Below are 25,478 nucleotides of genomic sequence, written 5' to 3' on the forward strand. Positions count from 1 at the left end.
AAAGCGATCACCTAGCAAATCCTTATCACCACTCGCGCCAACCTAGCCGCTTACCTGACCATTTAGCAAGCTCTGGGCTGGCAATCAGTACCCACGGGCCCAAACTCCATGCCGCCATTGACACGACAATAAGCACAATCCAGCTTAGGCCTGTCAGCTGTGCCACTCCCCAGGCTGCGCCAACAATGGCGGCGATACCGAAAAAAATCCACGCCAGCGTTAACAGTTTGCCATTGAGCTGGCTGGCCGGTTTATGGCTAGGAAAGAGCTTATGCCAAACCTGACCGGTATAGACACCCGCTGCTAACGCTGACAGATACACCAAATTGGGTAATTTAAGCGCCAGCGCCAACAGCGCCATGATAAGGCACGCTAAAAACCAGATCCGGCCTGTGACCAACATGGGTCTATCATTACCCACTGTCACGGCATCCAGCTTGACGGTCGCCCAAGCAACACTGGCGCCGACCAAAGCGCCAGTGACCACATCACTGGCAAAATGCACCCCAAGGTACATCCGGTTCAGCCCCATAAGCACGATCACCAACAACGCCACCGCAAGCGCGCCAAACGCGGGTGGGTGGGTGACTCGACGTTTTAGATACCAAGCAGTCATCACTGCCGCTGCAAGCAATGTATGTCCACTGGGTACGGTAAAACCGCTTGCCTGGCCGATTTGTAACTCTGGCCACAAATAAAACGGCCTTGGCATGGCAAAGCCACTTTTTAGCGTCGTCGACACTGCCGCCGCGCTTATTAACAAAAAGAGAAGTGATAATGCGGATTTATGGCCACGAAAGACCAAAAATAGCGGCAGCAGTGCAATGTAAAAAGCGGTCTCGCCCAGCGTATTGACCAATCTAAATACCGCGGTCACGGTCGAGCTCGCCGCCTCGCTCATTTGCTGTACCGCGGTTTGTATCCCCGCGACCCATCGATATTGACTGACATAAAACACAGGCGCTAAGGCACTAAAATCGGCCAAGGCACTGACATCGCTGCTTGGCGTTCTCGCCGCTAGCGACCACAAAAGATCACGACGGTCGCGAAAACGATAGCGATAATCCTGTGCATGGGCGCGCGGTACCAGCCGTGCTTGCTCGACTTCAGAGGCAAAATGGGGCGCGCGCCAAGCCGGCAAAAGACCCACTCCCTCCGCCGTAGAGACAACGGGCAATGGTGCCTGGCTTTGACAGGCAAATAACACACCACGCTCATCTTGATGATAGACATTACCGACCGTGACGCGAATAGCCGTTTCTTCAAACACTTCACGCGCTAGCGCTCTACTCGGTGATTCGGTCAAGTTAACCCGCCCACCGGGCAAACCATACCGTCCGGTCACTGTGTCTTTCACTAGCAAGAGCCGTCCGGCTGGATCGCTAATAATGCATGCAACCCCAGCGATCCCTTGCTCGGTGGAGAACGTAGTTTCATTCTCAGCCAAGGCATAGCTCGACACTAATCCGCTAAAGACTGACAATAGTACAGCGATAATCCGTTTCATGCGGCGGCTCCTGAATGCACGTGTCCTGATGAAAGATAAGGAAAAGAATGACGCAGCCAGACCCTCTTAGTCCCTATTATTACCATCATAACTTTCAAAACTTGATGGATTTAGTCTGCGAACGTGACTGGGATCTTCTCACGCACAAAGAACGACATTGGCTGACGACCTTTCAACAGCTTAGCTTCAAAGCACAGTGTTTGCTGGTGCGTTTACTGATGCGCCGTCACGACTGGTTTTTGGCCGGCTCGCTGCACTACGATGAGCTGGGTGAAACGCCGCCGCTGCTCGACACCTTAGCTGAACATCAGTTTATTAGCCTTACCCATACTGCCCCGGCAGAGGTGGTATTCAAATTACTCACCAAAACACAACTTATGGCGGCTTTTCCTGATACAGAGCTCGCCAAAAGTGCGCCTAAAAGCCATTGGCAGCAGGCGATAGAGGCTCTCTACGGCAATACACTCGACAGCCCTTATGCATTGGTGGTCTGCCACCAGCCAGACATCTTACCGGTATTAAACCTGCTGTATTTTGGCAATTCACGCCAGGATTTGAGCCAGTTCGTGGTGGCCGAGCTGGGTATCCAACACTTTGAGCCCTATCCCATTCGGCAAGCCGATCGCTTATTTGAGCATAGGTCCCAAATAAATGACTGGCTGCACTTATCCGCATTAAACGAGATCGTGTGGCAAGCGCGCAAAAACAAGCAACCTAAAGAAGTCTTGGCGTTAGCACCCTGTTTGCCAGCCCCTTTTGACTGGGCACCGCTCGAGCGCAAGCGGCAGCGCTTGGTTAATCGCATTGCACGCGAATTTGAGCGCCAGGATGATTTATCGACCGCATTGTCGCTGTATCAAACCACCACTCAGCCACCCAGCCAAGAACGACGCGCACGTATCTTGATAAAGCAAGGTGACATTAAAGCGGCTGCAACGATCATCGCAACCATGCTCCAAGCCCCACACGATGAGGAAGAGCTTGACGTCGCTTATCGCTTGGCGAAACAAAAACCGGTTCGCGCACTCGGCCGCTTGGTTCCCTCAGCGCGTGCTAAACCGGCTACATTACCCACCGAGACGTTAGCTTTACCGCTGAATCAGCGCGTCGAAAATGAGGTTGCTGATTATTATCGTCAGCAAGGCTGGGATGTATGGTTCAGCGAGAACAGCTTGCTTAACGCGTTGTTTGGGCTGTTTTTTTGGGATGTTTTGTTTTTGCCGGTCCGTGGCGCCTTTCTTAACCCTTTTCAACGTGGGCCGCGCGATCTCCACAGCGACGACTTTGTCGCTAAACGGCAGACAGTGATTGATCAGCGCCTCGCCGAGATTGATCGAGCACGCGATTGGGTAGCGCAACACTATCAGCAAAAGCACGGCATCACTAACGAGTGGGTAAATTGGTCGGTGATAGAGTGGCCGCTGCTTGAGGCTGCGTTAGTCATGCTTACAGACACACAGCTTCGCGCCTGTTTTCAACGTATTTTGTTCGACCGTCGCCATAACCGCCGCGGCCATCCAGACTTGTTTATGTGCCGAGGCGTATCCTACCAATGGGTGGAAGTAAAGGGGCCGGGCGATACGCTACAGCCTCACCAAACACGCTGGCTACAGTTTTTTCAACAGCATGAGATCCCAGCGAAAGTGACGTATGTGACGCCAGACCAATAATGCACGCACTGAGACATATCTATCACCTGCTCTCAATCTCGCGACAGCCACCGCGTCTTTAAAGTGACGTTGTCACTCTTTCTCTTCTACATGTGGGTTAAAAATATAATAGGAACCATCGTAAACCAGCCGTTTAATCAACGCCTCGCAATGTTTGAGACCGCTGCGGTCAAACGACACGCCATAGCGTTGCATGCCCCATTTTTGTTGGCGGTTCTCTATTTGCCCACTCAAGATAAAACACTCGTCACTGTTTGGTGCTTGGATTTGAATCGCCATTTGGTGGTGTTTTTCAAACACAGGCGCAATGGCGTCAAAACTAAACCCACAACCGCCTGCAGAAATATCGGTAAGATTAACGGGCAAACGACGATGATCGAGCGGAATTTCCCCTTTGACGTTTAACTCATAACGATTATCTTTGCGCTGTTGTATCAGTTTGGCTTGTTGCGGTAACTCGACCATGACCAAATTAATGGGTGTTTTGAGCACGGTTGAGATCTTAGAGGCAAACCGCACTTTAGCCCCCTCGCCCTCATCAGATACTGCATCAACCGCCAAGCGATAACCTTCAATAAAAAACTGATTAACCTGATTAAGGTTTTCTGTCGGTAGCGAAAAGAATAAGCGCTTTTCACCATCAAAACCGATAAAGATACATTCACACCGGTACGTTTGTCCCACTGGGGTCTTTATTTGTACTTGCGTCGTGGTGCCATGCTTCATAAATGCCACGGCACGTAACCCTATGACGGTCTCTTCTCTCACCGTTTTGTATTTTTTGGCCTTAAGTTCAGGCAAGGACTGCATCATCGTTCGCTTTTATTGTGATGGATAACTAAGGGCACCGACGTCTCAAGTCAGTGCCCATGCGGCATTTACATCAGCATAAACATGACAAACTGTACCAGCGGTACGGCAGAGCCATCAGAGGTGATGATTTGGTTTCCCTCAATTTTGGCAGACAGCACAGTATTTTTATCTGTTTGTGTGACAAAACCCGCTTTGGTCAGATCCTGTACTTTTGCTTGCCACGGTGACTGTGTCAGCACCCCATTGGGTACCGAAACATCAAGATCACCGCTTACCTGATTGACCAGTTGCTGCAAATTAAACACGCCAGTTGGCTCACTGCCTTTCACATCGACGTGCATGTCGACACTGATATCGCCTTCTGGCACGGTTAAGCTGGCGGGCGACAAATCAATCGATAACCCCGATTGCAACAATTGCACCAAAGCTTGATCAAAGGCCTCCATACTCACTGGCGCGCCACCTTCTTGCCACTGCGACGAGAGTAACGCGATTTGGGACATGGCACTGTAATCAAGATGATTGGCATCGAGTGCCACTACCAAGTTACGCCACTGCGTGTTGTTCGGTAACGCAATCGTTCCCACCGTCAGTTGGTTGGTGTTATTTAGCTCGCGGGTTGACGTTGACTCAGACGTAATCAACTTGTTCCCTATCTCAAGCTTGACGTCGCCCAGCTTTAACGATTGACCGCTCACATCACTGAAGTGCGCTTGCTCGAGCGATAAAGACTGTTCACCAATCCACAGACCATCTTGCAAATAGCCGCTTCCTGACCCCGACACGCTATCCACTTTCAGTTGCTGCCCACTATCGTCGTTGAAGGCCAGCGCGGGTAAAGAAAAGGTTGCGTTTACATGTCCTTTGCGGTCGATCTCGCCTTGTAGGCTTAACTCACTCGCGGTCAGGTTACTGCTCGCCTCTGATAGCGAAAAAGGTGCGACGGTAAGGTGATAATCGGATGCCCCTGTCATCAAGGTATCTAGCTCTAAACGAACTGGGGTTGGGTTACCTGGCCACGCTTTTTGGGTGATCGCTTGTAACTCAGGCGTCATCACTAACGTGTTGCTTGACGAGACGCCAAACACGCCATGAGAGATCTCTGAGGCGATTTCGTAGCTAACGGGTAAGCCCGACTGCGCAAGCATCGCTTTGGTTTCACCCTGAAATGCGAGATGTGTGACCGCCTGCGAGCTTAAATACCCGCGATCGTAGGTCTGCTGCTCAAGCGTGAATTCTGGCGTTGAGCGCTGATCGACTTCTCGCTCATACATCGACTGTGCGATTTGGCCAGTCGCAAACGGCCAACACGCAACAATCGCAAGGCCACCTGCGATGGCACCATACTTTCCTAAAAACATGTTTTCTTTGCCTCAGGCATGCGAAAAATCATAGTGTAACTAAAATTAGGCGCTGAAGATAACGCGTTATACTGTGAAGGCAAACTGTTATGGAAGCCATCGCACAGGTCAATAGACAATGAATAATAAGAAGGAACTTTCTCACTAATGAGGCAAGGGCGTGTATCACAGTACCGCCATGCAGAATACGGTGTATTTATTCGTGAATGTCGACCATTTCGCATCATTGCCGCGGATAAATGCATACAATCAAAGCATATTTGCAATAGATCGACAGAGTGTATGAATCCCTACGTTATATTGTGCATTGACCAAGACCCTTTCGTGGTAGAGCAGTTGTCTCACGACCTTGCGCCGTTTCGTGATGTGTTTGATCTTTGCAGTGCAGAGACCCCAGACGACGCCTATACCATGCTCGACGACTTTAAGGCTAACGAGCAACAGGTGGCATTACTGATCTGCCATAACGGGTCGGACGATAATCGCGGTATCGATCTATTAGTCAATGTCGACAACCACTCTGCCAGTCAAGGCGCACGGACTGTTTTGCTCAGTGAGGCACCGCAATACGATATTATTTTGCAGGCGGTGAATGAAGGCCGACTCAATTATTGTATGCACAAGCCTTGGCGAGCCGAGGAGATGCAGCGTGTTGCCGAAAAAGAACTCACTACCTACGTGTTGCGCTATTGCCAACATGATTTGCTGCGTTATACCGAAGTGTTAGATCACCGCACCTTATTAGATGCTCAAGTTGAGCGCGAGATAAGCCAATTTCAAGCGCAATTGTTAGCGCCAGGCGAAACCGACAAAGCAGCGGTCGCCGATCGCGTCATTGCCGGTTTGTATGCGTTTTTTGAAGGCAACGATGAAAGCCGTGCGTGCCGCACCTACAGTGCCAACCATGTGCTTACCAAAGAAAATCAAGATAATGCATTTTTGTGGTTTATCACCGACGGTGACGTTGGGCTGTATAAAACAGATGACGAAGGGCAAGAGCACCATGTTTCCACCCTTTCTTCCGGCAGCTTGATTGGCAGTATGTCGTTCGTGACGGGAGACGTTTCTTTCTCTACGGGGCGCACCCTCACTCGGACGCAGGTGATCAAAATCGATCATGCGTTATTTAGCAAAATAATGACCAGCCGCTCTGAGCTGCTGCCATTGTTTATTCAATACCTGTTGCTGCACTTTAACCAACGCTTAAAGCGCAGTATCGATACCGAAATCCAGCTGCAGCAAACGCTCGCCTCACTGGACGAAGCTAACCGCCAGTTATTAGAAAAAGAAAAAATGGCACTACTGGGGCAACTCGTGGCGGGCGTTGCTCACGAACTCAATAATCCAGTGTCAGCGATTTTACGCAACAGTGACGCACTTGCAGACGCCCTAGAGGAAGTGGCAAAAACCCCGTTGACCTCAGCCAGCCGCGAACAAGCCCTGTCGCTTTTACAGACAAACCGCGAGAGTACCCCCCTATCAACCGCCACGGCTCGAACCTATACCCGCACCCTAAGCGACCTCACCGGGGATAAACGGATCGCGCGCGATTTAGTCAACATTGGGTTGTATCAGCCTGAAAAGATCAAGGAATGGCAACAACGTCTGGGTGACGGCTTTAATCACGAACTTGCTACCTGGAAGCAATACGCCCGCTGTGGGCGGTTATTGCGCTCTAATCATGTCTGCGCGGCGCGTATTGCCGATCTCGTCAAAAGCTTACGCACCTATGCCCGTCAAGACAGCGAACAACGCCAACGCACCCGTATTATTGAAAACATTGACGATACCCTTACCTTATTTGAGCATCGACTCAAGCCTCATCAATTGGAAAAACGCTACGACTGGGTGCCCGATATTATTGCTCAGCCCTCGGCCTTAGCGCAGGTATGGACAAACCTCATTGCCAATGCCTTAGATGCGATGCAAACACCAGGCACACTGACAGTGACAGTAAAAACACTCAATGACCAAGCCTCTGGCACGATAGAAGTGTCGGTCAGTGATACCGGTATAGGCATGACCCCTGAGCAGCAAGCAAAAATGTTTGCGTTAAATTACACCACCAAACGCGAAGGTCATTTTGGTCTAGGTATTGGCCTGACCATGTGCCAAACCATTATCCATGAGCAAGGGGGCGATATTCAGGTACACTCGCAGCCAGCTGTCGGTACCACAATGACAGTGACGTTACCTATTGAACTCCCCGCCTCTGCCAGTAAGGAGCCCCAACGATGAGCCAATACTTAGTCCTATGTGTCGATGATGAGCGTGATGTGCTCGATAGCGTGATCGATGACTTGCAAGGCTTTACCGATCACTTCGAGGTGGAAGCGGCAGAGTCAGTCGCAGAAGCACGAGAAGTGATTGCGGACATGGCCACAGAAGGTACCAAGCTGGCATTGATTCTGTGTGATCATATTATGCCCGGCGAGCTCGGGGTGGAATTTTTGATTGAGTTAGCCAATCAGCCAGAGACAGCGTCGACGCGCAAAGTGTTACTGACCGGCCAAGCAGGCTTGGAAGATACGGTCTCTGCGGTTAATCACGCCAGTTTACACTATTACCTTGCCAAACCTTGGCAAAAAGAGACCTTGGTCAGTGTCGTCACCGATCAGCTCACCAGCTATGTCATCGCGCACGAAGCCAATTTATTGCCGTGGACCAGTGTACTGGACACTCCTAGGATTGTAGAAGCCATCAACCGCAACAAATGGGATATGGGCGCAGAATAGCTCTCAAACCAGTTCGTACACGCCGATAGGTCAAAAATCGGTAAAAAAGCCTGACTCACGGGCGGATGTGCTTGTTTCTGCGCGCAATCGTCTTATAGAATGATTTGAACACCAATAACAAGTGGAATTGATAATGCGTAAATCTCTTTTAGCCAGCGCGATTGTCGCTTTGGCTTCATTCAGCGCCGTGGCCAATGAAGAAGACGCCAACCTCACCACCATGAGTAACTTCAGTTACGACTATCTGGAAGGACGCATCGGTGTTAGCCCACTCACCTATGGTGCAGGATTTAGCATGTCTATCCATCCCAACGCGCACGTACGCGTAGAAGCGGATACCGAATTTGATTCCGATTGGGACACGGCTGCTGGGATTGGCTTTCATGCGCCGATTAACAACTGGGCAGACTTAACCGGTGAACTACTCGCGCGTGGCGTCAACAAAGACAACTTTGATAGTGATGTCGGCTTAGAGGTCAACTTAGGCGTGCGTCAGTGGCTTGGGCCACAAGTTGAAGTTGGCGGCGAAATAGGCCTGCTAACAGTGGATGATGAAGAAGATACCTTTGGATCTGCCTACGGGCGATTCCATGCCACTGAGCTATTCTCACTCGGTGCAGCCTACCGTGTTAACGAGTGGTACGGCGATCAGTTTATGTTTACCACGCGTTTTAAATACTGATAAGTCCACTCGGTAATGCATTGCCATCAAGCAATGGCGTATTGCCGCCAGACGTTGAAAGTCAGATCAAAAAAACCCGCATCGCTGCGGGTTTTTATGTATGCACTCATGCACAACTAACGGATCAATAGCATAGGCACGGTCGATTCAACCAACAACTTAGTGGTATTGCTCCCCACAAAGAATTGACGCAGTTTTGAGTGCCCGTAGGCGCCCATCACGATCATGCCCACTTGATTATCAGTTTGATACGCTAAAATCGCGCGGTGCACGTCACCGGTTAACTGAGCCTCAACCACATCGACACCCGCCGTTTTCAAGCGCTCTGCCGCGCGTTTAAACGCTGCCAGCTTTTCTTGCGAGTCTTCCACCATCACTAAATGACAGGTCATCCCTGCCAACAGCGGTGTGCTCAGTGCTTTTTCCACTAGCTTTTCGCTGATATCGCTGCCATCGAATGCTAATAAGTAGCTTTCAGGTGTTGAAAACTCACCGTTAGCAACCAAGGTATGCGCTTTAATCGAGCGCACCACGCTTTCAAGCTGCGAACCAATCGCCTTGGTGTCGTTTTGGTGTAGTTCACCTGATTTACCTAATACTAATACCCGCGTCTGTGGCTCGATATCCAGTAAGGTCTCCACCAAATTGCCATGGCGCTGCAACTTGCGCACATCGCTCAGCCCTTTGGCTTTAGCGTCTTCTTCCAGCTCAGACAGCAAGGCTTTGCCGTGCTTCATGGCTAGCTTGGCGCGCTGCTCATCCAGCTCTACCAGCTCTTGTAGCAGTTGTTCACGGCTACCCACGCCCAAGTTGCCTGATAGTTCAGGCTCCGCTTGGTGTGAGGACTTATCCAGCACATGCAAAAGTGTCAAAGGGACAGACAAGCGCTTGGCAGCCCAAACGCTCAAATCTGCCACTTGCTTTGAATAATGCGGGCCATCTACGCACGCGGTAATTTGTTCCATGGTCGGTCTCCTTAGTGGCCACCCATCATTTTTTCTACTTCTTCTGGTTTATCGTGCACGCCGAACTTATCGACAATGGTCGCCGTGGCATCATTCATTCCCACGATATTCACCTCGGTACCCTCACGGCGGAACTTAATGACCACCTTATCAAGCACAGACACGGAGGTGATATCCCAGAAGTGCGCTGCCGAGAGATCGATGGTGACACGCTCCAACGCCTCTTTGAAGTCAAACGATGATAAAAATTGATCTGACGAGGCAAAAAAGACTTGGCCAACAACACGATAAGTACGCGCATCGCCATTGTCTTCAGGCTCGCTTTTAACCACCATAAAGCGACCAATTTTATTGGCAAAGAACAAGGCTGCCAGTAGCACCCCAACCAATACACCGATCGCGAGGTTGTGGGTGAAGACCACGACCACCACGGTCGAGACCATCACGATATTAGTCGATAGTGGGTGTGATTTCAGGTTAACCACTGACTCCCAAGAGAAGGTACCGATAGACACCATGATCATTACCGCCACCAGCGCGGCCATCGGGATTTGGCTGATCCAATCACTGAGGAACACCACCATAATCAGCAATAGCACACCGGCGAACAAGGTAGAGAGACGTCCACGTCCACCGGATTTAATGTTAATGACCGACTGACCAATCATCGCACAACCGGCCATACCGCCTAAGAAACCGGTGGCAATATTGGCAATACCTTGACCTTTACATTCACGGTTTTTCTCACTGTCTGTGTCGGTCAAATCATCGACGATGGTGGCGGTCATCATCGACTCAAGCAAACCCACCACAGCCAGTGCCGCAGAATAAGGGAAGATAATCGCCAGGGTTTCAACGTTTAGCGGCACATCCGGCCATAAGAACACTGGCAAGGTATCAGGCAGTTCACCCATGTCACCCACGGTACGCAAGTCGAGGTTATACGCCATTGCAATACCGGTTAGGATAAGAATACACATCAAAGGTGATGGCACCATTTTACCAATACGAGGAATGTGAGGGAAAAGATAGATGATCGCCAAACCGGCGGCCGTCATTGGATACACATGCCACATAATCTCGCCCATAAGAGTGATTTGTGGATAGTAAAGTCCAATACCAGAATCGGTCACCGCGAGCGCTTCCCATGTCACCTTTAGACCCTGAATGATTTCCGGACCAATGAGCTCTGGCAACTGCGCCATAAAGATCAGGATCGCGAGCGCGTTGACAAACCCGGTTACCACTGAGCGAGAAACAAAACGCATCAGGTTACCGAGTTTTAAATAACCGGCCGCTATTTGCAGTATCCCGGTTAGCACAGTGGCCGCCAATAGGTACTCAAGCCCATGCTCTTTCACCAAGGTCACCATCAACAGCGCCATCGCACCCGTTGCGGCGGAAATCATGCCTGGACGGCCACCCACAAAGGCAATGATCACTGCGATACTGAAGGAGGCGTAAAGCCCGACTTTCGGATCCACACCGGCAATAATCGAGAAGGCAATTGCTTCTGGGATCAAGGCCAATGCCACAACGATACCCGCAAGAATATCGCCACGTACATTGGAGAACCAATCACGCTGAATTCTATCTATCATGAACGTCTCTACAAAATTGGGTTAAAAAAGGTGTCGCGCTCATTTCAGGCCTGATTTCACCTGAAAATCAAAACGCGTGATCCTAGTCACTTATTGACCAAGCGTCAACTCCCCTTTTTTTGTCCAATAACGACTTAACGCCTATAAATCAGATGCTTAATTTGTAATTGTGATATTTTTAGCACAGATTTATTTCATTCTTTTCTCCAACCCCCTTTTTCGCTTATTTTTACCATCAGGCAAGGTTGGCTTTCGCACATTAGGCTTAGCGCTGTATCTTATATACGTGGATACACAGGCACCAACAGCACGGTAAAGGAAAGAATCAATCCAATGAGTGCATAAATCAGTTGGTTAAGCGTCCAGCCAATATCGATAACGATACCGAACACCCAAGGTGCCAATGCGGTGGAGAGGATCATCATGCCAGTCACCAAAGACCGAATGGCACCAATATGCGAGACCCCGTACATTTCCGCCCATAAGGTATTAATCACAGGATTGGTTGCACCAATCGCTAAACCGAAAAGGCACATAAAAAGCGGTGCCGCAAGGGTATGATCAATGTTAGCTATCACCATTAGCCCAAGTAGCAGTGGAATGGGAATTAAGATAAGTACATTTCGCGAACGATATTTATCAATCAAGCTGCCTGATATCACTGAGCTTAGCCAATGCACGGCCCCGTAAAATACGAAACTGCCCGCTAATACGCCCGGCGTCCACCGTTTCGCTTCCAGGATAAAGTCCTGTTGGATAAAGACGCCGGTCACCAGAAACGGCGTCACCAAAGCTATCGGTATGATCATCCAAAACCGCCAGTCGCGAACAACTTGACGCCGACTCGCATCGCTGGCGTGGTTTTGATTGTCTGCGTCAGTACGGGACCGCTTAAGGTCTGCTTTTCTGACTAGCCATAACACCAGTGGTAAAAACACCACTAACAGGGTGGCACCAATGAATAACCAGCTTTCTCGCCAGCCCAAAAACGCGATTAAGCCAATGACAATTGAGGGTAAAACCACCTCGCCAATGGCAACACCACTGCCGACCAAGCTAATGGCTTTGCCTTTATCCTGCTGTGCACGCTTAATCACAGTGGCCTGCGCGATGTGAGGCAAAAAACCTTGTCCACAAAAACGCAGTAAGAAGAAAACCAGCAGCAAGCCCACCACACTATCAACGGAATACATCAACGCACACGCGACCATCAGTAACGTGGCAAAGAAGATCAGTAATTTGTCGACCCGCACCCGATCCACCACACCACCAAAGCTAATCACCAACACGCTGCTGGTCATGGTCGCAATGGCGTAAATCCCGCCGTAGGTTGCGTCACTCAACAACAGCGCATCTTTAATACTGCTGCCATACCAACTGATGAAAAACGATTGACCAATGTTGCCAAAAAAGATCGATAGAAAGCCAAAAGCAATTAACGGCCATTGGTGCCTGATTAATGTTACATACGATCGCGCTAGCATACGCCTCCATTGCCCCCTGTCATTCCATTTTGAAACGTCATATATAAACACGCCTTCAAGGGTTTACTTAATGCATGAGGTGAAAGCTGACTATGACATGCCTGCACGGAAGAAGAAATGAAACCCGACCTGCTTACGTCGGTTTTGTGATGCCTTTTAATCCATGTTGGCGATGAATCAATCGCTTATTCATGTTTTCACCGCTTACTGACACACAAACGGGCTGAGATGCGCTAGGCTTTGCGCCCTCTCAATATCACAGACAATAACAACAATATGAATCCAGTCATGTCAGCACCAACCAAGATGGCGTTACGCTTCCCCAAAGGGCGATTCGCCATGTTGAGTGTGTACAGCTTTACCGGTGCCGCCATTGTGGCTTCTACCATTTTTTCCCTGCTGCTTTTCTTATCCCTTGACGACAACCCGCTAATGCAATGGTTGTTCGGGGCACTGGCAGTGATTTTTGAAGCGGGTAAGTTTTACGCATGGTACGAGTTTGGCGAGCGCCGAGCGCACGGCAACTATGTGGGTGCCCTATCAGCCTTGGCTTTTTATCTCATTTTGGCCTTAATCTCGATTGGCGGCAGTATTGGCGGCATCAATAGTGCCACCAATGCCGCGCAAAGTGAGCAGCGCCAAGCCCAAGCGCAGATTGACGCTTATAACCGACAAATCGATGCTATCGAGCAACAAATCACCTTGAATAACCAAGCTGCCGAGCGTTATATCGAATTGGATAGAATTGCTACTGGCGTGGCGCGATTACAAAAAGAAAACAACCAATTACGCAAAGAGCAACAGCAGCTCGCGTTAGAGCGCGATAGTTTACCCGCGGTGGCACAGGGCTCCATCTTGGGACTGATTAGCAACCTTGCGAACACATTAGGCGTCAGCGCCGATCAGGCCCAATCTTGGCTGGTGATTTTTCTCTCTGTGTTGCTCGATGTGTTCGCCGCTTTCTTTGTCGGCGTAATTGGTGAAGAGCAGCGTTTCCGCCATTGGTATCGTCACCCACATGCCACGCCCCCTACGCCTGTGAACACCAAGGCGTCTCCTCGTGCCAATGATATCAACACGGAATCCACCACGCCGGATTCAGCGTCTCCTCACGAGGATACGGATGCGCCTTATGCAGATATCAAAGCCGCGCTAGCCGCCAACACGCTGCGTTGTAGCAAAAAAGCGGTGATGGCGGAATATGCACTCAGCCAAGAGGCCGTCGATACCCTATTTACCCACTTACAACAGCAGGGGTTGGTAGCCAAAAAGCCGAACCACCATTATCATTGGGTGGGTTAAACCACCAGCATCAATATACCGCTGAGTATCATGGCGGGAAGCCCACTTAACTATCCCGTTCTTTGCGACTGCGTAGTGATGTGGTACAAACATCTTGTAAGTTTGTTAATCAGTACGTTACCTGACCTTTTAGCACCTTACCGATAAAAACAATTTATAACCAAGCAAATACAACAAAAAGGTGATCTATGCATAAGGCTGCACAAGAGGTGCATGCGCCTGAGGCATCAGTATGGCGCGCATTAGGCGATGTCAGTCCGTTGTGCCTCGCCGTCCTGCCTTGGGGGATACTCTGCGGTTCATTAGGGCTGCAAATGGGATTCAGTGCACTGCAAACACAAGCCATGTCATTACTGGTTTTTGCCGGGGCGGTGCAATTGTCGGGCACCATGATGGTGGGCAATGCGGCGGGCTTACCAGCGGTACTCGGTTCCACACTGGTGATTAGCGCACGGCACCTTCTCTATGGTGCTCACTTTCGACAGTACATTACTCCCTTGCCACTTAAATGGCGTCTCGGCCTCGGCTTTTTACTGACCGATGAAATGTATGCGCTTTCAACCGCACACACCAGCAAGCAGGGAAGATTTTCTAAACACTACGCCCTGTATACGGGCGCCGCGTTTTACGTTGGTTGGAATCTTGCCACCTTGGCGGGGATTCTAGCCGGTTCTCAGCTGAAAGCCTTGGAAGCGATCGGCCTCGATTTTGCCATTGCAGCCACCTTTATCGCACTGACCGTTCCTAGCATAAAAACTCGCCCCGTGCTGCTTTGTGCCTTGGCAAGTGGCATCAGTATGTTGCTATTCACCTATTACCACATCCCCAATGCGTTAATCATTGCAACCGGCGTAGGTATGGTCGCGGGGCTAATGGCTGAATCGTTACCGACACGGAGGGCAGCAACATGAGTTACTGGTTAATCATCGTCGCCATGGCGCTGATCACCTTCTCGGTGCGCTATCTGCTACTGGCACGGAGTATCCCTGTGCGCATTGGGCCGCGATTGCAACGACTCCTGACCTACTCTGCACCGGCGGTCCTGACCGCGCTATGGGTACCGATTGTCTTCTTTCCCGAGGATCAGCTGGCTATCTCTACCACCAATCCTTATTTACTCGGCGCCTTGGTCGCTATCGGTTTAGCGTGTACCCGTCTATCGACCTTATTAGTGGTCGGGCTATCGATTGGTTTTTTCGTTACCCTTCAGCTTTGGGTCCTGGGATAAATAGCGACGATAAGCCATTTAGTGCGATACCACTATAGCAAGAGGCAGGGTCATCACCCTGCCTCTTTAATTTATTTGGTTGTTGTCTCAATCACCCGTTCTTATCACGACGCATGCTGTTTTTCCGCCTCGAGGACAGGCTTTTTACTGCGCAGCTGCAATTCATCAAGATCTTGGTTTAAAGACTCTGACAAGTCGCTAATTTTCACCATATCTTGTTTGTTTTCTTCCGATATTTCCGCTGCCTCCGCGCCAGATTCGGTCAAACGGTTGATGTTTGCGGCAATATCGGTCGACACCGTTCTTTGCTGTTCAATCGCACTGGCCAAGGAATTGATGCGATCACTGATAGTAGAAAAGTTATCAAGTACTCCCTCAATCGACTGGGACGTATCAGAGGCTTGAGATGAGGCACTTTGCGCCAGCTTCTCGGTGCGATCCGATAGCTCTGATGATTGCTTGAGACTCCGGAACAACTCTTTGGTCATATCATTGATCTCACTCGCCGACGCTTGTGTCCGGCTCGCCAGTTGACGTACTTCATCGGCAACCACGGCAAAGCCTCGTCCTTGCTCGCCCGCACGCGCCGCTTCGATTGCGGCATTTAACGCCAGCAAGTTCGTCTGCTCAGCCACATCGGTGATCACCGAGAGAAAATGCTCAATTTGACTCGCACTGTGCTCAACTTTGTCAAACATCTCGGCTGACACTTTAATCGACGACACTAGCTCATCGAGCTCACTCATCATATCGGTAAGCTCTTGTTGCGACTGACGCGAGCTCGAATCAATCTTGCCCGCTTCTTCCGATATGGCTTGAACATCTTCAGAGAGCGAACCCACCGTGGTGGTCATCTCTTCGATGGCGGTGGCAATACTGTCTATTTTCTCGCGCTGCGCGTCATTAATTGCAGCGCCTTTCTTCGCACGTTTTTCCGAGGCATCGGTAAAGCTATCCAAGGTATCGGCGGCTTTCTCAATATTGCGTACCGTGCGGCGCAGCTTTTCAACCGCATGGTTAAGCGAGGTGGCCACCTCCGCAAACTCATCACCGTCTCGCGTATCAATCGCCGCCGTTAAGTCACCTTGCGCTAACGACTTAGCGAAGCGATTCACTTTTGCAAGCCCAGCTTTAAAACGTCGGTCAATAAAAACAGCCGCCGAGCCTGCAACCAATACATTTAACCCCAGCACTACGTACTCGTTAAGCCAGGGCAAGTGAATAATCAGTGAGGCAGAAAACCCCAACATGATGACATAACTCCCAATTGTCACCGCACGAATCGATACCTTTGGCATTGCTTATCCTCCTGTGATTTTAGCTGAGGCACGCCCAGCATTGCAGACAGAAATCAAGATAAGTGCCAAGTATTCGTCACGGTGGGAGAAAGTTAGACAGATAGCCAATTACGCTTTTTAGATCAAAGAGTTGGAAAAATGAGATATTTAACTAGTACGATAGGATGAATAAAGTCGTAGTCCAACGCTTGTCCCGCTATTGCAATTCGCACAAAAAAAGCAGTCCAAGGGAAGGTTACCCGTAAAGCTGCTTTTAAAATAACCACTTAAAATAGCGGTAATGCGTTGCAATTTGCTAATTCATTGAATAACAGTCGGTTATGCCGTTTCCTGCGCCCTTTGTTGTACGCGAGAAACATGGACTAGCCCCATCAATTTGATACTCGGTTTGAGTAACAGTTGCGCACTCCCTACGATAAACAACCATGTTCCGCTTTCTATTAACGCATCGTTGAGAAAAAAGAAGCTACCGATCAAAAACCAAATCGCAATGAGCAAATCATTAAATGCCCCCAACGCTTCATAGCGACGCTGGATCACTAGGTGCTTATTACCAATATCAATATCCAGCTCAGGGCCATTGCGCTGTATCATCTTGCCTCCTCTGGACCTTGGTATTAACAATGAATAGCCAAATCATGGCATTAACAATCAAGGTGTTGCCGTTTAATGCCTAGCATGGTTCTCACCATGTTGACCACAAACGTGACCGCACTCAACCCTAAAAACAACCAAGCTAGCGGGATGAATGCGAAAGGTTCGTTGAGACTGCCGTTAGCAGCAACATGCGGCGTGGAAAGGTTGAAGGCGAGCAGGCAACCCGTGCCGATGAGGAAGAGGATAAACGAGGTACGAAAGTGTCGCAGTAGGGTTAACATAAAACCTTTTTCTGTTGCTCCAGTACTATCTGAGACTGACCACAACACTAAAAGTTCCATGTCTCTCACATTTTTTTCAAAAAAACCGCTACCTTGCATGATGCGTAGGTAGCGGCCGATTCATTTAGCGTGTTGGTTGTGCGTCCTTCAAAGCTTGTATGTCGACACCTTGTCGCTTAGCTGTGTCGCTTGGTTACGCAGGTTGTCCGCCTCTTGCGAGGTATCGTTGGCACTGCTTACAAGGTGCTCAGAGACATCTTTGATGGATGTGATGTTTTGTGTGATCTCACTCGTCACATGGGTTTGCTCTTCTGCCGCTGTCGCGATCTGCGTCGCCATATCACTGATCTGATTGACCGCTGCATCAATTTCACTCAACGCGGCAGTGGCTTTATCCACATCAGAAACAGAATCACCTGCCAACGCTGAGCTGCTCTCCATGGTCGATACCGCACTTGCCGTCGTCGTTTGCAACGTCTCAATCGTGGATTTAATTTCTTCTGTCGAGGCATGCGTTCGCTGCGACAAAATACGTACCTCATCCGCGACCACGGCAAAGCCTCGTCCTTGCTCACCTGCGCGGGCTGCCTCAATGGCTGCGTTTAGCGCAAGTAAGTTGGTTTGCTCAGCAATTCCTTGAATCGTCGATAGTACCGTCGAAATCTCCTGCGAGTGCTTATCTAGCTCGGCAACGATAGTGCTAGCCTGTTTCAGCTCATCCGACAAACGGGTGATCGATGTTTTAGTATTTTCGACCACCGCACGTCCGTTATCGGTACTAGCGGTCGATTCTTGCGCCGTATTCGCGGTATGTTCAGCATGAGAGGCGATCTCTTGTGTCGCAGACGCCAACTCGGTGACGGCAGTTGCTACCATGGTCACTTCTTGCTGCTGCTGATTAATATCATCCACGTTGCGGCGCGCACGTTCCGTACTGCTATCCGATTGTGATGTCAGCTGTTGTGCTTGCTCGCGAATGTGGCTAATCAACTGATGCATACTGCCAACAAAGGTGTTGAAGTTTTTCGCCAGTTGCCCCACTTCATCTTCACTTTCAACGTCAATACGTTGAGTGAGATCGCCACTACCATGAGCAATTTGCTCGAGGGCATTAGAGACATTAGTCAGCGGCCTAAATAGAATATTCACCAGTAGATTAAATAGCAGGGTACACGCAATCACCACGGCAATTGTTACTGCAATTTGCCCCCACACCGCATCAAACAGTGGCGCGACTAAGGAGTCATAGTTAATAACGGTGACAGTGATTAATCCGGTATCTTTAATGGGTTTGGCATATACCACACTTTCTGCCCCGCCCACGTCGGCCATCACACTCTCACCCGAATTCATGGCAGACTTCACCGTGCTGAAAGACAAGCCTAGCTGGTTAATTGGCTCGTTAAGTAGCTCGGTATTGGCGTGAGTAAAAATATTGCCTTCGCTGTTGGCGATAAACATATAGCCATTGCCTGGCAAGATCACCTTCTCGAGACCTTCGATAATGTCGCCAATTTCAACATCTGCCCCAAGCACCAAGGTATCGCCGTTGAACTGGAGCGCTTTACCTAACGACACCACATTGGCGCCGGTTGCCGCAGCAACCGTCGGATTATCCATAAACACACTCGACGGGTCCGCTTTGGCGTTGATATACCAGCCCCACTTGCGCGGATCGTCATTGCCCGGCGGTAGCACAACACCATTTGCGTTATCCTGACTGCCATCTGGGTAGGCAAGAAAAACATTGTCAAAGCCACCTGCATCACGTACTTGCTTGAGGTGAGTGACCATATTGTTCTCATCGGCCTCACTGGTCAGTGAGGTCATCGCACGCTCTTTTGACGCGACCCAATCAGAGACATATTGATTGTATGATGCAGTGGTACTTTCCAGTCGCTGTGCCACTTCGGTGTCCAACCGGGAGAGTGATGCGCGAAACGATAACGCTTCAACGAGCAAACCACCAACAATGATGGCTACACTCGCCGACAGCGCGAGCTTGTGTTTGAGGGAGAGTTTTTTAAACATAACGGCCTTGTTCGTTTGTCATAATGTTTTAATAATGATTTTTAGTAAAACAGCGTTATTTGCCACCCGCAAAAGAAGCGCCATACAACTGATAGGTATATCACAACAATGGTGCAAGACAATTACTCAAGCTGTTGTCAGTAGGCGATAAATTGACCAATTTCATGCAACATACCTGAGTTCAAGCCTCGAGACCATCGCTTATCTATTCCAAGGCTAGCAGCCCAGTTAGCACACATACTGCGCCAGATCAGAGAAATGTAACAAACCCAAAACCAAGTAAAGTGACTTAAGTATCAATCACTCGCCCCTCCTCGCAACTTTGAAAGTCCTAAACTACGCTTTAACTAACTGAGATAAACGCGAATAGGGGCGAAGTGAATGGACTTGTTTGCAGATCAACGTGACGGCGCATCTCCCAAGTCTAGTGAGATCAATTCAGCATCTGATGCAGCGCCATGGCGGATACTGCTGATTGATGACGATGATCTGATGCATGAGGTAACACGGCTCGCGCTAACGGGATTCACGTTTCAAGGACGCCCTTTAGAGATATTGTCTGCCCTCTCTGGTCAGGAAGCGCGAGAAGTCTTGGAGAAAGAGTCAGATATCGCGTTGGCACTCGTTGATGTGGTAATGGAAACCGAGCACGCAGGTTTGGATTTGGTACGGCATATTCGAGATGAAATGAATAACCACCTGATCCGCCTAGTATTGCGCACCGGACAAGCCGGACAAGCACCGGAAGACCGGGTGATCCGCGAATATGATATTGACGACTATAAAGAGAAAACGGAGCTCACCACACAAAAACTCAAAACCCTATTATATTCAATGCTGCGTTCTTACCGCGACCTCTGCATGATTGAAGAGCAGAAAGAAGGGTTGCGGCGTGTGATTGAAGCATCGGCCAATGTGCAAAACACCACCAATCTTCAACACTACGCCACCGCGGTGCTCGAGCAGCTCACATCCCTTCTCTATATCCACGACTCTGCGTTTTATTGTGTGGTACAACCTCGTCCGGGGGCAGAAGAATCCCGCGCACTCACCCTGGCGGCGACGGGGGAGTATGTAAACTGCTACACCGAATGCGCCTTTGATAAACTGCCTAGCAATGTTTCAAACCGTTGCAAGCAAGCGCTTGAAGCACAGAAAAGCATCCAATTCGAGGACGGATTTGTGCTTTTCCACCGCGATGATGAAGATGTCGAGTTTTTGCTGTATGTCAACCATGACAAAACCCTTTCAGAGCTCGATCAGCACTTGCTAAAAATTTACATGCAAAACATTGGACTGACGTTTGAGAACTTAAGCTTAATGGTCGATTTGCGTGAGACCTCCAAAGAGCTGGTTTACAACTTAGCAAACGCGGTGGAAGCAAGGAGTAAAGAAACCGGAGCTCATGTACAACGGGTATCTTTATTCTGTGAAAAGTTAGGGCAGCTCTATGGTTTGGACGAACACAAAACCATGCTGCTGAAACATGGCTCCCCCCTCCATGATGTCGGTAAAGTCGCTATCCCAGACGCTATTTTACACAAACCGGGCAAACTCGATGCTGATGAATGGGAGACGATGAAAAAGCATGTCGAGTACGGGGTAGAAATTCTCAGCCACTCCAAGCGGCGCCTGATCGTCGAAGCCAAAGAGATTGCAGCCACCCATCACGAAAAATGGGACGGAACAGGCTACCCCAATCAGCTCGCCGGCGAGGCCATTCCGATCAGTGGTCGAATTTCAGCATTGGCAGATGTATTCGATGCCCTAGGTTCGAAGCGCTCGTACAAACAAGCGTGGAGTGATGATGACATCCGCAACGAGCTCGTGGCTCAACGTGGCAAGCATTTCGAGCCCAAGCTGGTCGATTTACTGCTCGAGCATTGGGACGATTTTATTGCTATCCGCGCCGCGTATCCAGATTAAATGGAACAATGACGCCTTGGGTCTTAATCACGATATATAACAGATCAAACTGTCCATGAGCCGAAGCCACAAATTTGATGACAGCATTCGTAATCCGTTCTTCAGCTTGGTAGGAAGACGGATTTTGCTGATCATGATTTTGCTCAGTGGCTTTTTCACCATTTTTACCACCTTGCTACAAACCTATTGGGATTACGATGAAGCGTTCGATCTGGTGGACAGCCGACACTATGAAATTGAACACATTCATGCCGACTTACTCGCTAGCTCGCTTTGGATCTATGACTTAACCAGTGTCCAAGAGCGCATTGATGGGTTAATCAACTTGCCACATGTTGATTATTTAGCCGTGCGGTCAGAGAACTACCTCTTTGAAGCGGGATCTCCCCTAGACGTGAGTAAAATGGTCAATGAGTATCCGCTCGAGTATGACGACCCCGATACGGGGAAAATCCAACGGATTGGTACTATCTACGTCGAGTCCAACACAAACGCTATCTACAATGATCTGATACAACACTTTTTTATCACACTGCTATTGAACGCAATAAAAACACTCATTGTTTGCTACCTCATTTTGTTGGTGTTTCACCATACCGTCAGCCAACGTGTGTTTAAAGTGGCGCAGTTTTTACGTCAGTACAATCCGCTTGATCCCAACGAAGAACAGCTGACCTTGCCCCGCAAACGCTACATCATGGAAAAAGAAGACGAGCTCGACTGGCTAGCAGCCGAAACCAATAAAATCACCCAGAATATGTCCACGCTCTATCGTAATATTATGCTAGAACGGGAGCGCTTGTCTGACTTTACCCATGTCTCTTCAGATTGGCTGTGGGAAACCGATGCCGACCTAAAGTTGACCTTTTCCTCCGAGCCGATGCGTTTGGCGTTTGACCTTAATCCCAACCAGTATCCGCACCTTGACAAGTTGCTTTCTGGCGTCGGCTGTCACCAGTTTATGGCCAGCCTTCACCGGCAACAGAATTTTTCGATGTGTGAAGAGATCGTGCCCGTTGAGGGTAAAAGCCGGTATTTCGTCTTTCAGGCGCTTGCCCATCACGGTATTGATGGTTTTCGCGGGTTCAGAGGCACGGGCATCGATATCACCGCGCTGAAAACGGTCCAGTTTGAATTAGAAGCCTTGAACCAAAACTTGGAAGAAACGGTCGACGAGCGCACGCGCGAGTTGCAAGAAAGCATGGAGCACCTGAAAGCGGCGCAAGAGCAATTGGTCGAGTCGGAAAAGCTCGCGGCACTAGGGAGTCTAGTGGCAGGTGTTGCGCATGAGGTCAACACACCTTTAGGCATCGCTGTCACCGCTTCATCCGTGATTAAAGATATCACCCACACGCTCAACCAAGCTTTTGAGGAACAAACGTTAACCAGCACGCAGTTTGCTTCATTGATTAAACAAGTGAACGACAGCGTGGTCATGCTGGAACACAACCTCAAGCGTGCGACACATCTTATTCGTGACTTTAAACAGACCGCGGTTGACCAAGTATCAGAAGCGCTCACCGAATTTGATGTCAAACAGACAATCGACGCACTCGTCGCCAGCTTACACCCAGAAACCCGTAAAATCCCGGTGACTCCCGAGGTCAGTGGCGAGCCTGACATACTCATGTATAGCTTACCCGGCGTCATCACCCAGGTCGTCTCTAACCTCGTGATGAATAGCATCAACCATGCCTTTGACGAGACCGATAACCCTAAAATAACGATCGAATTTGAAAGACAAGGAGACCACCTTTACCTCTGTTACCAAGACAATGGCTGTGGTGTCGAGCAATCCCTTCACCATCGAATTTTTGAACCGTTTTATACCAGCAAACGCGGGCGAGGAGGCTCAGGGCTTGGCCTCAATCTGGTCTTTAACCTCGTCAAACAAAAGCTAGGCGGCGAGCTGCAATTTGAATCAGCACCCGGGCAAGGCGTGAAGTTTATGTTTCTGATCCCCCTAAGCTTATCAAGCCAAATAGCCCGCTACGCGAGTGAAAGCAAAGAGTAAGGTGATACGCATAGAATGGAAAAGCTAGAAAGGTTTGAACAAGGTCTCAAGCATCCACTTTTTAGTATTGTTGGCCGCCGAATCATTCTGCTGATGGTCCTACTCAGTGGTTTTTTTACCATATTAACCACGCTACTACAGCTATCATGGGATTACGAGGAAGCCTTTGACCATGTTGACCGCCGCCATGCGGAAATTCAAAACGTCCACGCCGACTTAATTGCGTCGTCTTTATGGGTGTTTGACCTTGTGAGTGCGCAAAATCGACTGGATGGCCTGGTCAACCTTCCCTATATCGACTATCTCTCGATTGAGTTTGATGGCGTGGTGTTGGATGCAGGAAAACCACTTTCCAGCAGTAATGTGGTCAGCCAGACGGAGCTCAATTATTTCCACCCCGACACCAATCGCCGCATTAATCTGGGCACCTTACGCGTCGAATCTGACGCGCAAAAAATCTATGACCTCTTGTTACAGCAATTTCTCGTTACGCTCGTTTTGAACGGGATAAAAACCCTGATTGTCTGCTCGCTGATTTTATGGGTTTTCCACCAAAGCGTCAGCCAACGTGTATTTGCTATCGCCAAACACTTGTCGCATTTTGACCCTATCGATCCTATCCACGAGCCATTGCTGTTGACACATCGTAAATTCATCATGGAAAAAAGTGATGAACTCGATTGGCTGGCGGACGAAACCAATAAAATCACCTTGCGGATGACCAACCTATATCAAAATATCGCACTAGAACAGGAGCGGCTCACCGATTTTACCCGCGCAGCCTCTGACTGGCTTTGGGAAACTGATGCCACGCAGCGACTAACGTTTTGTTCTGAGGCGATGCAGTTAGCACTTGCCATTCCGATTGAAAGCAGTCCAAAAGTGAAGTCGTTACCTGCTTTGCATCACTGTGCATCACTTTTAGATAACCTGGATGCTTGCGCTGATTTCACCATGTGTGAAGAAAAAATCACCTTAGGCAAACACACCTATTATTTTGTTTTCCGAGGAATAGCACATTTCACCGAACACGGCTTCACGGGCTTTCGCGGAACCGCGATTGATATCACCGAGCTTAAAACGACCCAGTTGGAACTCGAGCAACTGAACCAGAGTTTAGAAGCGACCGTTGAAGCACGAACCCAGGATCTCGCGCAGAGTATGGAAAACCTTAAAGCCGCGCAAAATCAACTGGTAGAATCCGAAAAGCTCGCCGCGTTGGGTAGCTTGGTAGCGGGCGTTGCCCACGAGGTGAACACGCCCCTTGGTATCGCGGTAACGGCTAATTCAGTGATCAAAGACGCGGTTTCCACACTTAACCGCGCATTCGAGCAAAAAACCTTGACCAGTGAGCAGTATGCCACCGTGATGAAACAGGTCACGGATGGCACGAATATGCTAGAAAACAACCTCAATCGTGCCGCACGATTAATTCGGGATTTCAAACAAACAGCGGTCGACCAAGTCTCTGAAAATCGGAGTCAATTCCGCCCCGTGCAAACACTTGAAGCTTTAATGGGAAGTTTGCGCCCCGAAACCAAGAAAGTACCGGTTGTGCCTATCGTCGAGGGCGACGCTAAGCTTGTTATGAGCAGCCTGCCCGGAGTACTTACCCAGGTTATTTCCAACTTGGTGATGAACAGTGTCCGCCATGCCTTTGATACGGTTAATGATCCTCGTATTCACATTCGTATTGCCGATAAAGGTGAGATCGTGGAAATCCGCTATACCGATAACGGTGTCGGGGTTGCGCCCGAACTTCACCAACGTATTTTTGAGCCCTTCTACACCAGTTCACGCGGCAAAGGGGGGTCGGGACTCGGCCTCAATCTCGTTTTCAATCTGGTGCACCAAAAACTGCAAGGAAAACTGCATTTCGATTCCAATATCAATCAGGGGGTTACCGTGGTGCTCAGTCTGCCTAAGTTTTTGACAGAAACATCCGCGCCACAAACTGAAAGTTCTACCGAGTAGTCCCTGTCT

20 protein-coding genes are annotated in these 25,478 nt (G+C 49.5%); 10 read left to right on the forward strand and 10 right to left on the reverse strand.

All coding sequences use genetic code 11. The features are described from left to right. Positions 1–25: 25 nt before the first annotated feature. Complete coding sequence (locus BZG25_RS13050) at positions 26–1,507, reverse strand: phosphatase PAP2 family protein (RefSeq protein WP_077639225.1); 1,482 nt, start codon at positions 1,505–1,507, stop codon at positions 26–28. A gap of 47 nt (positions 1,508–1,554) precedes the next feature. Between BZG25_RS13050 and BZG25_RS13055 the strand changes: the two genes are divergently transcribed. Next, on the forward strand, positions 1,555–3,177 hold the full coding sequence (locus BZG25_RS13055; protein WP_077639226.1) for a VRR-NUC domain-containing protein: 1,623 nt from the start codon (positions 1,555–1,557) through the stop codon (positions 3,175–3,177). A gap of 72 nt (positions 3,178–3,249) precedes the next feature. On the opposite strand, the gene BZG25_RS13060 is transcribed toward BZG25_RS13055, so the two are convergent. Together BZG25_RS13060 and BZG25_RS13065 are read right to left on the reverse strand one after the other, a co-directional pair. After that, complete coding sequence (locus BZG25_RS13060) at positions 3,250–3,990, reverse strand: PilZ domain-containing protein (protein WP_077639227.1); 741 nt, start codon at positions 3,988–3,990, stop codon at positions 3,250–3,252. Positions 3,991–4,055: 65 nt separating this feature from the next. Further along, positions 4,056–5,351, reverse strand: coding sequence for a DUF945 family protein (locus tag BZG25_RS13065; protein WP_077639228.1), 1,296 nt, complete (start codon positions 5,349–5,351; stop codon positions 4,056–4,058). Between the two features lie 282 nt (positions 5,352–5,633). On the opposite strand from BZG25_RS13065, the gene BZG25_RS13070 reads away from it, so the two are divergent. The 3 genes from BZG25_RS13070 (at position 5,634) to BZG25_RS13080 (ending at position 8,768) form a co-directional block, all read left to right on the forward strand. Then, positions 5,634–7,589, forward strand: a complete 1,956-nt coding sequence (locus BZG25_RS13070) for an ATP-binding protein (protein WP_198535231.1) — start codon at positions 5,634–5,636, stop codon at positions 7,587–7,589. Then, the gene (locus BZG25_RS13075; protein WP_046073061.1) at positions 7,586–8,086 is read left to right on the forward strand and encodes a response regulator; all 501 of its coding nucleotides are present in this window, start codon (positions 7,586–7,588) and stop codon (positions 8,084–8,086) included. Before BZG25_RS13070 ends, BZG25_RS13075 begins: the two co-directional genes overlap by 4 nt. 133 nt (positions 8,087–8,219) lie before the next feature. Further along, positions 8,220–8,768, forward strand: coding sequence for a hypothetical protein (locus BZG25_RS13080; RefSeq protein WP_046073060.1), 549 nt, complete (start codon positions 8,220–8,222; stop codon positions 8,766–8,768). Positions 8,769–8,884: 116 nt separating this feature from the next. Here BZG25_RS13080 and BZG25_RS13085 read toward each other — a convergent pair whose 3' ends face one another. The 3 genes from BZG25_RS13085 to BZG25_RS13095 all read right to left on the reverse strand — a co-directional run bounded on the left by BZG25_RS13085 (position 8,885) and on the right by BZG25_RS13095 (position 12,818). After that, positions 8,885–9,733, reverse strand: coding sequence for a universal stress protein (locus tag BZG25_RS13085; protein ID WP_077579036.1), 849 nt, complete (start codon positions 9,731–9,733; stop codon positions 8,885–8,887). A gap of 11 nt (positions 9,734–9,744) precedes the next feature. Further along, positions 9,745–11,334 carry a SulP family inorganic anion transporter gene (locus BZG25_RS13090; protein WP_046073058.1) on the reverse strand — a complete coding sequence of 530 codons (1,590 nt, stop codon included), beginning with the start codon at positions 11,332–11,334 and terminating at the stop codon, positions 9,745–9,747. A gap of 278 nt (positions 11,335–11,612) precedes the next feature. Further along, positions 11,613–12,818: an MFS transporter gene (locus BZG25_RS13095; protein WP_077639230.1), complete on the reverse strand. Its 1,206-nt coding sequence runs from the start codon at positions 12,816–12,818 to the stop codon at positions 11,613–11,615. 288 nt (positions 12,819–13,106) lie between these two features. On the opposite strand from BZG25_RS13095, the gene BZG25_RS13100 reads away from it, so the two are divergent. The 3 genes from BZG25_RS13100 to BZG25_RS13110 all read left to right on the forward strand — a co-directional run bounded on the left by BZG25_RS13100 (position 13,107) and on the right by BZG25_RS13110 (position 15,348). Beyond that, positions 13,107–14,120, forward strand: a complete 1,014-nt coding sequence (locus BZG25_RS13100) for a bZIP transcription factor (RefSeq protein WP_077639231.1) — start codon at positions 13,107–13,109, stop codon at positions 14,118–14,120. Between the two features lie 188 nt (positions 14,121–14,308). After that, positions 14,309–15,031, forward strand: coding sequence for an AzlC family ABC transporter permease (locus BZG25_RS13105; protein ID WP_077639232.1), 723 nt, complete (start codon positions 14,309–14,311; stop codon positions 15,029–15,031). Then, positions 15,028–15,348 (forward strand): AzlD domain-containing protein, encoded by a 321-nt coding sequence (locus BZG25_RS13110; RefSeq protein WP_046073054.1) that lies wholly within the window; start codon positions 15,028–15,030, stop codon positions 15,346–15,348. Before BZG25_RS13105 ends, BZG25_RS13110 begins: the two co-directional genes overlap by 4 nt. 104 nt (positions 15,349–15,452) lie before the next feature. Here the strand turns inward: BZG25_RS13110 and BZG25_RS13115 are convergent, their stop codons facing one another. The 4 genes from BZG25_RS13115 to BZG25_RS13130 form a co-directional block, all read right to left on the reverse strand. Further along, positions 15,453–16,646 carry a methyl-accepting chemotaxis protein gene (locus BZG25_RS13115; protein WP_077639233.1) on the reverse strand — a complete coding sequence of 398 codons (1,194 nt, stop codon included), beginning with the start codon at positions 16,644–16,646 and terminating at the stop codon, positions 15,453–15,455. A gap of 318 nt (positions 16,647–16,964) precedes the next feature. Beyond that, positions 16,965–17,240 carry a YrhK family protein gene (locus BZG25_RS13120; protein ID WP_077639234.1) on the reverse strand — a complete coding sequence of 92 codons (276 nt, stop codon included), beginning with the start codon at positions 17,238–17,240 and terminating at the stop codon, positions 16,965–16,967. A gap of 50 nt (positions 17,241–17,290) precedes the next feature. After that, complete coding sequence (locus tag BZG25_RS13125) at positions 17,291–17,584, reverse strand: DUF3955 domain-containing protein (RefSeq protein ID WP_158010270.1); 294 nt, start codon at positions 17,582–17,584, stop codon at positions 17,291–17,293. A gap of 87 nt (positions 17,585–17,671) precedes the next feature. Beyond that, the gene (locus tag BZG25_RS13130) at positions 17,672–19,555 is read right to left on the reverse strand and encodes a methyl-accepting chemotaxis protein (protein ID WP_077639236.1); all 1,884 of its coding nucleotides are present in this window, start codon (positions 19,553–19,555) and stop codon (positions 17,672–17,674) included. A gap of 381 nt (positions 19,556–19,936) precedes the next feature. On the opposite strand from BZG25_RS13130, the gene BZG25_RS13135 reads away from it, so the two are divergent. From BZG25_RS13135 to BZG25_RS13145, 3 genes are read left to right on the forward strand one after another with little or no spacing between them, the layout of a single operon-like run. Continuing rightward, complete coding sequence (locus BZG25_RS13135; RefSeq protein WP_077639237.1) at positions 19,937–21,481, forward strand: response regulator; 1,545 nt, start codon at positions 19,937–19,939, stop codon at positions 21,479–21,481. Between the two features lie 55 nt (positions 21,482–21,536). Then, positions 21,537–23,495 carry an ATP-binding protein gene (locus BZG25_RS13140; protein WP_077639238.1) on the forward strand — a complete coding sequence of 653 codons (1,959 nt, stop codon included), beginning with the start codon at positions 21,537–21,539 and terminating at the stop codon, positions 23,493–23,495. Between the two features lie 15 nt (positions 23,496–23,510). Beyond that, entirely contained in the window at positions 23,511–25,469 is a 1,959-nt protein-coding gene (locus BZG25_RS13145) for an ATP-binding protein (RefSeq protein ID WP_077639239.1), read from the forward strand. Positions 25,470–25,478 lie beyond the last annotated feature (9 nt).

This window comes from Salinivibrio sp. ML198 (assembly GCF_001996015.1).
Classification (GTDB): domain Bacteria; phylum Pseudomonadota; class Gammaproteobacteria; order Enterobacterales; family Vibrionaceae; genus Salinivibrio; species Salinivibrio siamensis.